Here is a 12,864-nt window from a genome sequence, read left to right on the forward strand (position 1 = left end):
TCCGAACGAACGAAACTGCGAGTTCGGTAGCAAGAACCGCTTGTATGGCGTCACAATCGGCTACATGCTTTTTCGAGAGTGGAGGTCCGCGCGCCTTTCGTGGGTCGATGCGGGTAACTACTTTCAGTCGATCCCGGGACGGCCCACCGATTGGTGGTCGTTCGCCGTGTTCTCCGAGGACCGGGGACGCACTCCGGACCGCGAGGCGGTTCTGTCGTTCTTCGCCTCCCGGATGCACCTGGTCAGCGCTCTGGCACGTCGGATCGCCGACGCGCCGGGCTCACTGGACTATCCCTACTGGGTGAAGGCCGACCTCGCCGTCGACGACGTGGTCACCGTCCACGACGCGCGCAGTTCCACCTTCGAGGACTGGCTCGGGTCGGTGGCGCGACTGTCCGCCGACGGCGTCGACGCCGCCCGGTGCCCGTGGCAGGTGCACGTCTTCCCGGGCGTCCCCGATCCGGACGAGCCCGGCGCGACCGTCACCGTCGCCGCGATCCAGGCGAGCCATGCCATGCTCGTCGGTTCCTCCGCCCGGGGGCTCCTCGAAGCCCTGTTCGGTGAGGAGGGCCGGCCGCTGGAGGTCGACGGTCTCGCGCCGCCCGCCGGCACGACCCATCCCGTCGCGGCCACGACGCACGGCATCGCCCGTCTCGCGATCTGGCCGGTCGTCGCGCTCGGCGGGCTCGTGCGGGCACATCCGGAGGCGCGTCGTCGCCGTCAGGATCCGCTGCCCGGAACGGTAAGCGCGGATCCCGCCCCGGACAGGACTCCCGTCGTGCAGACGAACCGCCGGGTCATCCGCATCCTGCGGCCCGACCTGTCGGCGCTGGCCGGACGATCGTGGACGGTGACCGCCCTCGGGCTGACGGCGGTGTCGCTCGCGATGGAGCGCTATTACCGCGAGCGCGGGGAGGATGTGCCCTCGGAGTACGCGGCGGTGCCCGTGGCGCTCGGCGAGTCGGCGGCCGGGCTCGGGGTGAATCGCGTCGCGGGCGGTCTGGTGCCCCTGCACGTCGAGATCCCCGAGCCTGCGCAGCGCGCGGCGACGATTGCCGACTCCCTCGCGCGTGAACGGGCCCGCGTCGACTCGGCGGAGAGCATCGACGCGATGCACCGCACGGGCGCCGCGCCCTATCCGGTCTTCCGGCGTGTCTCCCGCGCGCTGGCGCGCGCGCTCGCGTCCGGAGCGGTCCCCGGCGTCGCGACGGCGCTCAGCAGCGTCAACTGCGGTGCGGACGTACGGTGGTCGGTGCCGTGGGGGCACCTGAAGTTCATTGCCGGTGTGCAGGCCCTCGTGCCGCGTGTCGACTTCATGCACACCTTCGCGCGGGCGGGGGATGCGTTCGCGGTCACCGTCCTAGCCCCGGCACGGGACGACAACCGTCCCAACCGCGACATCGACCGGTACGTCGAGCTGCTCGATCAGGGTTTCGCCGAGGTGTCGGCCGCGGTGGGCCGCGCGGGTGCCGGCCGGCGTTGAACCCCGATCGTGGTTCGGCGGCGGAAGCCGGCTCTGATAGGCTGGACCGTCGGTGCGCGCTGCGGTTCGCGGTGGCCGTACCGGGCGGACTCCGGTCCGTCTACCGTCACGCGGACGTCAGTTGTACAGGAGTGACCCAGTGGCTCTGACCACCGAACAGAAGAAGCAGATCCTCGGCGAGTACGGCCTCCACGAGACCGACACCGGTTCCCCCGAGGCGCAGGTGGCACTGCTCACCAAGCGCATCGTGGACCTCACCGAGCACCTCAAGCAGCACAAGCACGACCACCACTCCCGCCGCGGCCTGCTGCTGCTGGTCGGTCGTCGTCGCCGCCTGCTGAAGTACGTCGAGAAGGTCGACGTCGAGCGTTACCGCTCGCTCATCCAGCGTCTGGGTCTGCGTCGCTGACGCGGACACGACACGACCTGATCTGCATTCGCTGATCTTTTCCGGCAGCCGACGGGGTACCCACTACACTGGGCCCCGTTGGCTGTCGGTGTTTGTGCCGGTTCGGCCGGCGACTTCCATCGCCTCCAATGGTGATGATCCGTATGCACCGACGGTGTCGGTCCTCGGTAGTGACCTTCCGGTCCCGTCGGGTGTCGTATCCCGAATCCGCCGGAGGGTTTCGATCGACGACCGCCTCCGTGAGTCGGTGCGCAGCCGTGGCCACGGGGGTCGCGGCGCCCGCGCGGGTACGGCGAAGACGAAGAGGGAAGAGAAGACATACAGATGACAAGCACTACCGCAGTCGAGATCGACGAAGGGGTCTACGAGACCACCGCGACGCTCGACAACGGTGCCTACGGCACCCGCACCATCCGTTTCGAGACCGGCCGCCTCGCACGCCAGGCCGCCGGTTCGGTCGTCGCCTATCTCGACGACGAGACCATGCTGCTCTCGGCCACCAGCGCCTCGAAGCAGCCCAAGGACCAGTTCGACTTCTTCCCGCTGACGGTGGACGTCGAGGAGCGCATGTACGCCGCGGGTCGTATCCCCGGCTCGTTCTTCCGTCGTGAGGGACGCCCCTCCACCGACGCGATCCTGACCTGCCGTCTGATCGACCGGCCGCTGCGCCCGTCCTTCGTCGACGGTCTGCGCAACGAGATCCAGGTCGTCGTCACGGTTCTGAGCCTGAACCCGAACGACCTCTACGACGTCGTCGCGATCAACGCCGCGTCGGCCTCCACCCAGCTCGCCGGCCTGCCGTTCTCCGGCCCGGTCGGTGGCGTGCGTGTCGCGCTCATCGTCTCCGACGACAACAAGTCGGGCCAGTGGGTCGCGTTCCCGACCGTCGAGCAGCTCGAGAACGCCGTCTTCGACATGGTCGTCGCCGGTCGCATTGTCGGTGGGGCAGACAACCCCGACACCGCGGACGTCGCGATCATGATGGTCGAGGCCGAGGCGACCGAGAACGTCATCGCGCTCGTCGACGGTGGCGCCCAGGCGCCCACCGAGTCCGTCGTGGCCGAGGGCCTCGAGGCGGCGAAGCCGTTCATCGCCCGCCTGTGCATCGCGCAGCAGCAGCTCGCCGCCGCCTCCGCGAAGCCCACCGGTGAGTTCCCGCTGTTCCCGCCCTACCAGGACGACGTCTACACCGCGGTCGAGTCCGCCGCGTCGGAGAAGCTCGCCGAGGCGCTCACCATCGCCGGCAAGCAGGAGCGCGACGACCGCACCGACGAGATCAAGGTCGAGGTGCTCGAGCAGGTCGCTCCGAACTTCGAGGGTCGCGAGAAGGAGATCGGCGCTGCCTTCCGCTCACTGACCAAGAAGCTCGTGCGCCAGCGCATCCTGCGCGACCAGTTCCGCATCGACGGCCGCGGTGTCACCGACATCCGTGCCCTCTCCGCCGAGGTCGCGGTCGTTCCCCGCGCCCACGGTTCGGCGCTGTTCGAGCGCGGCGAGACCCAGATCATGGGTGTCACCACGCTCGACATGGTGAAGATGGCGCAGCAGGTCGACTCGCTCGGTCCCGAGACCAGCAAGCGCTACATGCACCACTACAACTTCCCGCCGTACTCCACCGGTGAGACCGGTCGTGTCGGCTCGCCGAAGCGTCGCGAGATCGGCCACGGTGCCCTCGCAGAGCGCGCGCTCATCCCGGTTCTGCCGAGCCAGGAGGAGTTCCCCTACGCCATCCGTCAGGTCTCCGAGGCCCTCGGCTCGAACGGCTCGACGTCCATGGGTTCGGTCTGCGCCTCGACGCTATCGATGCTCAACGCCGGTGTGCCGCTCAAGGCCCCGGTCGCCGGTATCGCCATGGGCCTGGTCTCCGACGAGGTCGAGCTCGAGGACGGCACCCGCGAGACCCGCTACGTCGCCCTCACCGACATCCTCGGTGCGGAGGACGCGTTCGGCGACATGGACTTCAAGGTCGCCGGCACGAAGGACTTCGTGACCGCCCTGCAGCTCGACACCAAGCTCGACGGTATCCCGTCGCAGGTCCTCGCCGGTGCGCTCTCGCAGGCCCACGATGCCCGCGCCACGATCCTCGAGGTCATGGCCGAGGCCATCGACACGCCCGACGAGATGAGCGAATTCGCTCCGCGGATCACCACCATCAAGGTCCCGGTGGACAAGATCGGTGAGGTCATCGGCCCCAAGGGCAAGATGATCAACTCGATCACCGAGGAGACCGGCGCCAACATCTCCATCGAAGATGACGGCACCGTCTACGTCGGTGCAGCGGACGGCCCGTCCGCGCAGGCCGCGATCGACAAGATCAACGCCATCGCCAACCCGCAGCTGCCGAAGGTCGGCGAGCGCTTCCTCGGCACCGTGGTCAAGACCACGGCGTTCGGAGCGTTCGTCTCCCTGCTCCCCGGCCGCGACGGCCTGGTGCACATCAGCAAGCTCGGCAACGGCAAGCGCATCGCCAAGGTCGAGGACGTCGTGAACGTCGGTTCGAAGATCCGCGTCGAGATCGCCGACATCGACAACCGCGGCAAGATCAGCCTCGTCCCCGTCGAGGACGAGTCGGCCGAGGCCGCTGCGACCGGCGAGAACGCCGAGTCCTGATCACCCCACCCGCCTGCCGGTTCCCGGTGGGCGCGTGAACCCCGCACCCGTGGCGCCCGACATCCGGTCGGGCACCACGGGTGCGTCGTTTCCGGCAGACCATGGTTACCGGGGTGCAACGGCCGGACGTCATCCGGGTGAGGTTCCGCCGAACCGGGTCCGGACCGCGCCCGGGAATGGTTCCCTGAGTATGTGAGAACGGACACGCAGGCGGATCTCGGGAGGTTGCGCGGAGCGAATCTGGCTCTGGCAACCTGGGTGTCCGCCATCAACTTCTGGGCCTGGAACATGATCGGGCCGCTGTCGACGACCTACGCCACCGACATGTCGCTCAGCAGCACGGAAGCGTCGATGCTGGTGGCCACGCCGATCCTCGTGGGCTCCCTCGGTCGCATCGCGGTCGGGGCGATGACGGACCGGTACGGCGGACGGGCGATGTTCATCGCCGTCTCGCTGTCGTCGATCGTTCCCGTCGTCGCGGTCGGATTCGCCGCCGAGGCCGGCTCCTATCCGTTGCTCCTGGTCTGCGGGTTCTTCCTCGGCATCGCCGGCACGATCTTCGCGGTCGGGATCCCGTTCGCCAACAACTGGTACGAACCCGCCCGCCGCGGCTTCGCGACCGGCGTGTTCGGGGCGGGCATGGTGGGCACGGCCCTGTCGGCCTTCTTCACCCCGCGTTTCGTGAACTGGTTCGGGCTGGTGCCCACCCACATCGTCGTGGCGGCCGCCCTCGCCGTGACCGCCGTGGTGTGCATCCTGATGATGCGCAATGCTCCCGATTTCCGTCCCAACACCGACCCGGTGCTGCCCAAACTGACAGCCGCGGCGAAACTCGGTGTGACCTGGGAGATGTCGTTCCTGTACGCGGTCGTGTTCGGCGGATTCGTGGCGTTCAGCAACTATCTGCCCACCTACATCAAGACGATCTACGGCTTCTCCGCCGTCGACGCCGGTACGCGCACGGCGGGTTTCGCGCTCGCCGCGGTCCTCGCCCGGCCCGTGGGCGGAGCGCTGTCGGACCGGGTGCCGCCGAAATACGTGGTCCTGGCCTCGTTCACCGGCACCGCCGTGATGGCGGTGATCGCGACCTTCCAGCCCCCGCCCGACCTGTGGTCGGCGCTGACGTTCATCACAATGGCGATCTTCCTCGGCATCGGCACCGGCGGTGTCTTCGCGTGGGTGGCGCGCCGCGCCCCGGCGCACACAGTGGGCAGTGTCACCGGCATCGTCGCCGCTGCCGGTGGGCTCGGCGGCTACTTCCCGCCACTGGTGATGGGCGCGACCTACGACGCCGAAGGCAACGACTACACCGTCGGTCTGCTCCTGCTCGCGGCGACGGCACTGGTGTGCCTGTTCTACACCGCATTCCGCCTGCACGCCCACGAACCGCCCCCTGTCGCACGATCCGGAACCCGCGACGTACGTGAGGAGAAGCCGTGACGGACACCGCCGGAGTCGGGAACCGGATCGAGGAACTGCTCGTGCGCAGCGGACGGTTCTTCACCTCCGGCGAGCAGTCCGACGACACACGCACGGTCACGCGGCGCGGTGGCCGCGAGGGCGACATCTTCTACCGGGACCGCTGGAGCCACGACAAGGTCGTCCGCTCGACCCACGGGGTGAACTGCACCGGCTCGTGCTCGTGGAAGATCTACGTCAAGGACGGCATCATCACCTGGGAGACCCAGGAAACCGACTATCCGACAGTCGGCCCCGACCGTCCCGAGTACGAACCGCGCGGATGCCCGCGCGGCGCGGCCTTCTCCTGGTACACCTACTCGCCGACGCGCGTGCGCTATCCGTACGCGCGCGGGCTGCTCGTCGAGATGTACCGGGAGGCGCGGCAGCGACTCGGCGATCCGGTGCTCGCCTGGGCCGACATCCAGAACGATCCCGAACGGCGCCGCCGCTACCAGCGTGCCCGCGGCAAGGGCGGACTGGTGCGCGTCACGTGGGCCGAGGCCACCGAGATGATCGCCGCCGCGCACGTCCACACCATCAAGGAGTACGGACCCGACCGGGTGGCCGGCTTCTCGCCGATCCCCGCCATGTCGATGGTCTCCTTCGCCGCCGGATCCCGGTTCGTCGAACTGCTCGGCGGCGTGATGACGTCGTTCTACGACTGGTACGCCGACCTGCCGGTGGCGTCGCCGCAGGTCTTCGGCGATCAGACCGACGTGCCCGAGTCCGGGGACTGGTGGGACGCCTCCTACCTGATGATGTGGGGTTCGAACGTGCCCGTCACGCGCACCCCGGACGCGCACTGGATGACGGAGGTCCGCTACCGCGGCACCAAGGTCGTCTCGGTGAGTCCGGACTACGCCGACAACACCAAGTTCGCCGACGAGTGGATGGCGTGCGCGGCCGGTACCGACGGTGCCCTGGCGATGGCGATGGGCCACGTGCTCCTCACCGAGTTCTATGTGCGGCAGCGCGTGCCGTTCTTCGTCGACTACGTGCGCCGGTACACCGACCTGCCCTTCCTCGTGCGGGTCGAGGAACGCGACGGAAGGCTCGTGCCGGGCAAGAACCTCACCGCCGCCGATCTCGGGCACAGCGTCGAGAACGCGGCCTTCAAACCGGTCTTCGTCGACGGTACGACCGACACCGTCGTCGTACCCCCGGGCTCCCTCGGCTTCCGCTACGGCGACGACGGCATCGGAAAGTGGAATCTCGAACTCGGCGACCTCGTCCCGACATTGACGGTCGCGCCCGGCGGCGGGGGAGCGGGCGAGACCGCGGCGGTGTACCTGCCGAGCTTCGACACCGTCGACGGGCACGGTGAAAGCATCGAACGGGGCGTGCCGGTCCGTCGGATCGGGGACCACCTCGTGTGCACCGTCTTCGACCTGATGCTCGCGCAGTACGGGGTGAACCGTCCGGAGCTCGACCTGCCCGGGCAGTGGCCGAGCGGGTACGACGACCCGGGCTCGCCGTACACCCCGGCCTGGCAGGAGGCCCTCACCGGGGTGCCCGCGGCCCAGGCGATCCGGATCGCGACGGAGTTCGCCCGCAACGCCGAGGAGTCGGGCGGGCGTTCGATGATCATCATGGGGGCCGGCATCTGCCAGTGGTTCCACGGCGACGCGACCTATCGCGCCGTACTTGCGCTGCTCATGCTCACCGGCTGCATGGGACGCAACGGAGGCGGGTGGGCGCACTACGTCGGCCAGGAGAAGTGCCGTCCCGTCACGGGATGGGCGGCCATGGCGATGGGGACGGACTGGTCTCGCCCACCTCGCCAGATGGCCGGCACCTCCTACTGGTACGTGCACACCGACCAGTGGCGCTACGACGGTTACCGTGCCGACGCGCTGGCCAGTCCGCTGGGACGAGGTCGTTTCCGCGACAAGCACACGATGGACGTCATGGCGTCCGCGGTCGCCATGGGCTGGACACCCTTCTATCCCCAGTTCGACCGCAACACCCACGAGATTGCCGAACAGGCACGGGCGGCGGGACGGGAGATCCCGCAGCACGTCGCGCAGCAACTCGCCTCGGGTGAACTGAAACTGTCGGTGACCGACCCCGACGACCCGCGGAACTGGCCGCGCGTGCTCAGCGTGTGGCGGTCGAACCTGCTCGGCTCGTCCAGCAAGGGCAACGAGTATTTCCTGCGGCACCTGCTCGGCACCGATTCCAACGTGCAGGCCGAGCCGACCGCCCCCGGCCTGCGGCCCGGTGAGGTGGCGTGGCCCGACGACCTGCCCGAAGGAAAACTCGACCTGCTCATGTCGATCGACTTCCGCATGACCTCGACAACGTTGTTCTCCGACATCGTCCTGCCCGCCGCGACCTGGTACGAGAAGGGCGACCTGTCGAGCACCGACATGCACCCCTACATCCACGCCTTCACCGCAGCGGTCGATCCGCCCTGGGAAACCCGTTCGGACTACGACGCTTTCGGCGCCATCGCGCAGACCTTCAGCACCCTCGCCCGGACCCACCTGGGAACCCGCACCGACATCGTGATGGGGACACTGCAGCACGACACGCCCGCAGCGATGGCGTATCCGTCCGGCACCGAGCGGGACTGGCGCTCGACCGGCGAGGTGCCGGTTCCGGGGAGGACGATGGGTCCGCTCACCGTCGTCGAACGGGACTACGGTGCGATCGCGGAGAAGTGGGCGACGCTCGGTCCGCTCGTCGAGTCTCTCGGGTTGAACACCAAGGGCGTCGTGACCCGGCCGGACCGTGAGGTCGCCGAACTGGCACAGAGATTCGGCGTGATGGATTCCGGTGCCGGACAGGGACGTCCGGCGATCACCACCGCCGAACGCATGGCCGACACGATCCTCGCGCTGTCGGGCACGTCCAACGGCAGGCTCGCCGTCGAGGGTTTCCGTGAACTGGAGAAACGCACCGGACGGCGACTCGTGCACCTGGCGGAGGGCAGCGAAGAGCGGCGCATCACCTACGCCGATACCCAGGCCCGTCCCGTGCCCGTCATCACGAGCCCCGAATGGTCGGGGAGCGAAACCGGAGGTCGGCGGTACGCGCCCTTCACGGTCAACATCGAGGAACTCAAACCCTTCCACACCCTGACGGGACGGATGCACTTCTACCTCGACCACGACTGGCTGGAGGAACTCGGTGAGCAGCTCCCCGTCTACCGGCCCCCACTGGACATGTCGCGACTGTTCGACGAACCGGCCGTCGGCACGGGTGACGGAATCGGGCTGGCCGTTCGGTATCTGACGCCGCACTCGAAGTGGTCGATCCACTCGGAATATCAGGACAACCTGTTCATGCTGTCGCTGTCCCGGGGCGGGCCGACGATGTGGATGTCGCCGGCCGACGCCGCAAAGATCTCGGTGAGCGACAACGACTGGGTCGAGGCCGTCAACCGCAACGGTGTCGTGGTGTGCCGGGCGATCGTCTCGCACCGGATGCCCGAAGGGGTGGTGTTCGTCTACCACGCCCAGGACCGCGTCATCGACGTCCCGCGCAGCGAGACCACCGGACGCCGCGGCGGCATCCACAATTCGCTGACCCGCATCCTCATCAAGCCGAGCCACCTGGCCGGTGGATACGCGCAGACGGCCTACGCGTTCAACTATCTCGGCCCGACGGGCAACCAGCGCGACGAGGTGACGATCGTGCGTCGCAGATCGCAGGAGGTCGTCTACTGATGTTCGTCGAGCGAACAGCCGGGTGGAGTGCGATGCAGGAAGCGAGGCGGACATGAAGGTCATGGCACAACTTGCGATGGTGATGAACCTCGACAAGTGCATTGGATGCCACACCTGCTCGGTGACCTGCAAACAGGCGTGGACCAACCGGTCGGGCACCGAGTACGTGTGGTTCAACAACGTCGAAACCCGCCCGGGCCAGGGCTATCCGCGCACCTACGAGGACCAGGAACGCTGGCGCGGTGGCTGGGTCCGGGATACCAAGGGACGGCTGCGTCTCCGCGACGGTGGACGCCTCGCGAAACTCGCCCGCATCTTCTCGAACCCGAAGATGCCGTCGATCCACGACTACTACGAACCGTGGACCTACGACTACGACAACCTGACGAACGCCCCGCTCGGCGACCACGTCCCGGTGGCCTCGCCGCGCAGCCTCATCTCCGGTGAACCGATGAAGGTGGAATGGTCGGCGAACTGGGACGACAACCTCGGTGGCTCACCGGCGATCGTGCCCGACGACCCGATCCTGAAGAAGGTCGGCGACCGGATCAAGCTCGAGTTCGAGCAGACCTTCATGTTCTACCTGCCGCGGATCTGCGAGCACTGCCTCAACCCGTCGTGTGTGGCGTCGTGTCCGTCCGGCGCGATGTACAAGCGGTCGGAGGACGGCATCGTGCTCGTCGACCAGGACCGGTGCCGCGGCTGGCGGATGTGCGTGTCCGGATGCCCGTACAAGAAGGTGTACTTCAACCACAGGACCGGCAAGGCCGAGAAGTGCACCTTCTGTTACCCGCGGGTCGAGGTGGGGCTGCCGACCGTGTGTTCGGAGACGTGCGTGGGCAGGCTCCGGTACATCGGTCTGGTCCTCTACGACGTCGATCGGGTCCTGGAGGCGGCATCGGTGGAGAACGACACCGACCTGTACGAGGCGCAACGCGGCCTGCTGCTCGACCCCCGTGACCCCGAGGTGATCGCCGGCGCCCGCGCCGAGGGCATCTCCGACGAGTGGATCGAGGCCGCGCAACGGTCCCCGGTCTACGACCTGATCAGCACGTACCGGGTCGCGTTGCCGCTGCATCCGGAATACCGGACGATGCCGATGGTCTGGTACGTGCCACCGCTGTCACCGGTCGTCGACGCCGTCAGCCGGGAGGGACACGACGGCGAGGACATCGGCAACCTGTTCGGCGCCCTCGACGCCCTGCGCATCCCCATCGCGTACCTCGCGGAACTGTTCACCGCCGGGGACACCGCGACGGTCGAGGCGGTGTTGCGACGACTCGCCGCGATGCGCTCCTACATGCGCGACATCAATCTCGGCCGCGAGACCCGCCCCGAGATCCCCGAGGCCGTCGGCATGACCGAGGAACGGATCTACGAGATGTACCGGCTCCTCGCGCTCGCCAAGTACGACGAGCGGTACGTCATCCCCACCGCCTACGCGGCCGAAGGGCATCGCCTCGAGGAGTCGGCGACGGACTGCGCACTGTCCTACGAGGGTGGTCCCGGCATGTACGAGTCGGGTCCGTTCGGTGAGGCCAGCGGCGCCCCGGTCCCGGTGGCGGTCGAGACCTTCCACGCCCTCGCCCAGCGGCAGACCAGTGAGGGGATGGCGGCGAACGCGTCGAACCCGTCGCGGGTGAACCTCCTGAACTGGGACGGCAAGGGCGTGCCGACGGGCATGTTCCCGGGCGGTCACGACAGGGGCGGTCACGGCACGGAAGGGGAGAAGCGATGAGACTGCTGCGTCCACGGCGCGCCGGCGTCGATCGCGCACTGCACCGTCGCCTCGTCCGTCAGGCCGCGTCGCTGCTGCTGGCCTATCCCGACGACGGACACGCCGGACGGCTGGACGTCGCCGGGCAGCTCGTCGACCACATCACCGGTCCCGAGGAGGACATGCTGGGGACGGCGGTCCGCGCACTGGACGAACCGGATCTGCTCGTCCTGGCCCAGCGGTACGTCGAGACCTTCGACCTGCGGCGACGCTCGACGATGTACCTGACCTACTGGACCGCGGGCGACACCCGGAATCGCGGCGCCGAGATGCACGCCTTCGCGAGTGCCTACCGCGCCGCGGGCGTCGAGCCGCCCGCCCACGAATCACCCGACCATCTGCCGGTCGTCCTCGAATTCGCGGCCACCGTGGATCCCGCCGCGGGTGAGGAACTCCTCACCCGGTATCGGGTGGCCCTCGACGTGCTGCACACCTCCCTGCACGAGGCCGGCTCGCCGTACGCGCAGGTCGTCGCGGCCGTGTGCGCGACGCTCCCGCCGGTCACCGCCCGGGACGAGGAGCGGGCCCGGCGCCTCGCGCAGGCGGGACCGCCCCGCGAGTCGATCGGATTGCAGCCCTTCACCCTGACGGTGCCGCCCCGGCCCGCGCCCTCGTCGCCGTCCGACGGATCTTCCCGGCGAGGAGTCCCGGAATCATGAGTGCAGGAGAGATCTTCTGGGACGTGGTGCCGTACGTGACACTCGCGATCGTCGCGGTGGGGACCTGGTGGCGGTACCGATACGACAAGTTCGGATGGACCACCCGTTCGTCCCAGCTGTACGAGGCGCGGTTGCTGCGCATCGCGAGCCCGATGTTCCACTTCGGAATCCTGGTCGTGATCGTCGGCCACGTCATCGGCCTGGTGATCCCGCAGTCGTGGACCGACGCCGTCGGGTTGAGTCAGCACGCCTATCACGTGCAGGCCATCACTCTCGGCACGATCGCCGGTGTCTCGACGCTCGTCGGCATCTCCCTGCTCGTGTACCGCCGTCGCACCCGCGGTCCCGTCTTCAGCGCCACCACTCTCAACGACAAGGTCATGTATGTCGTGCTCGTCGCCGCGATCGTGGCGGGTCTCGCCACCACGCTGATGGGGTCGGGTGTCGTGGGCGAGGAACACAACTACCGGGAGACCGTCTCGCCGTGGTTCCGGTCGATCTGGGTCCTGCAACCCCGCGGCGACCTGATGGTCGAGGCACCGTTCAGCTTCCAGCTGCACGCGCTGATCGGTCTCCTGCTCTTCGCCATCTGGCCGTTCACCCGCCTGGTCCACGCCTTCAGTGCCCCCGTCGGATACCTGTTCCGGCCGTACATCGTCTACCGCAGCCGCGAGGAGGCACGTCCCGGCCGGCTCGTGGGTTCGCAACCGCAACGACGGGGGTGGTGAGCGCGACCGACGGTGGGGGAGAGTCCCGGTGTACTGTGAAATGTTCCGCGCCCTCCGACCTTGTCA

At 68.3% G+C, this 12,864-nt stretch carries 8 protein-coding genes; all 8 read left to right on the top strand.

Translation table 11 applies throughout. The features are described from left to right. Nucleotides 1-64 precede the first annotated feature (64 nt). The gene (locus tag LPH33_RS10015) at nucleotides 65-1,483 is read left to right on the top strand and encodes a wax ester/triacylglycerol synthase domain-containing protein (protein ID WP_160875923.1); all 1,419 of its coding nucleotides are present in this window, start codon (nucleotides 65-67) and stop codon (nucleotides 1,481-1,483) included. A gap of 139 nt (nucleotides 1,484-1,622) precedes the next feature. Continuing rightward, a complete protein-coding gene (gene rpsO / locus LPH33_RS10020) occupies nucleotides 1,623-1,892 on the top strand; it encodes a 30S ribosomal protein S15 (RefSeq protein WP_006551263.1) in 270 nt (89 codons plus the stop codon). 324 nt (nucleotides 1,893-2,216) lie between these two features. Next, nucleotides 2,217-4,502, top strand: a complete 2,286-nt coding sequence (locus LPH33_RS10025; protein ID WP_160875925.1) for a polyribonucleotide nucleotidyltransferase — start codon at nucleotides 2,217-2,219, stop codon at nucleotides 4,500-4,502. A gap of 192 nt (nucleotides 4,503-4,694) precedes the next feature. Then, nucleotides 4,695-5,942: a nitrate/nitrite transporter gene (locus tag LPH33_RS10030; protein ID WP_160875927.1), complete on the top strand. Its 1,248-nt coding sequence runs from the start codon at nucleotides 4,695-4,697 to the stop codon at nucleotides 5,940-5,942. Further along, nucleotides 5,939-9,634 carry a nitrate reductase subunit alpha gene (locus LPH33_RS10035; RefSeq protein ID WP_145691782.1) on the top strand — a complete coding sequence of 1,232 codons (3,696 nt, stop codon included), beginning with the start codon at nucleotides 5,939-5,941 and terminating at the stop codon, nucleotides 9,632-9,634. The genes LPH33_RS10030 and LPH33_RS10035 overlap by 4 nt, the downstream gene beginning before the upstream one ends. Nucleotides 9,635-9,686: 52 nt before the next feature. Next, complete coding sequence (narH, locus tag LPH33_RS10040; RefSeq protein ID WP_229567951.1) at nucleotides 9,687-11,372, top strand: nitrate reductase subunit beta; 1,686 nt, start codon at nucleotides 9,687-9,689, stop codon at nucleotides 11,370-11,372. Beyond that, nucleotides 11,369-12,070 (top strand): nitrate reductase molybdenum cofactor assembly chaperone, encoded by a 702-nt coding sequence (gene narJ, locus LPH33_RS10045; protein ID WP_229567952.1) that lies wholly within the window; start codon nucleotides 11,369-11,371, stop codon nucleotides 12,068-12,070. Before narH ends, narJ begins: the two co-directional genes overlap by 4 nt. Then, complete coding sequence (gene narI, locus LPH33_RS10050) at nucleotides 12,067-12,798, top strand: respiratory nitrate reductase subunit gamma (RefSeq protein ID WP_229567953.1); 732 nt, start codon at nucleotides 12,067-12,069, stop codon at nucleotides 12,796-12,798. The genes narJ and narI overlap by 4 nt, the downstream gene beginning before the upstream one ends. The last annotated feature ends 66 nt before the right edge of the window (nucleotides 12,799-12,864 follow it).

The organism is Rhodococcus sp. RDE2 (genome assembly GCF_020885655.1).
Classification (GTDB): Bacteria; Actinomycetota; Actinomycetes; order Mycobacteriales; family Mycobacteriaceae; genus Rhodococcus; species Rhodococcus pyridinivorans.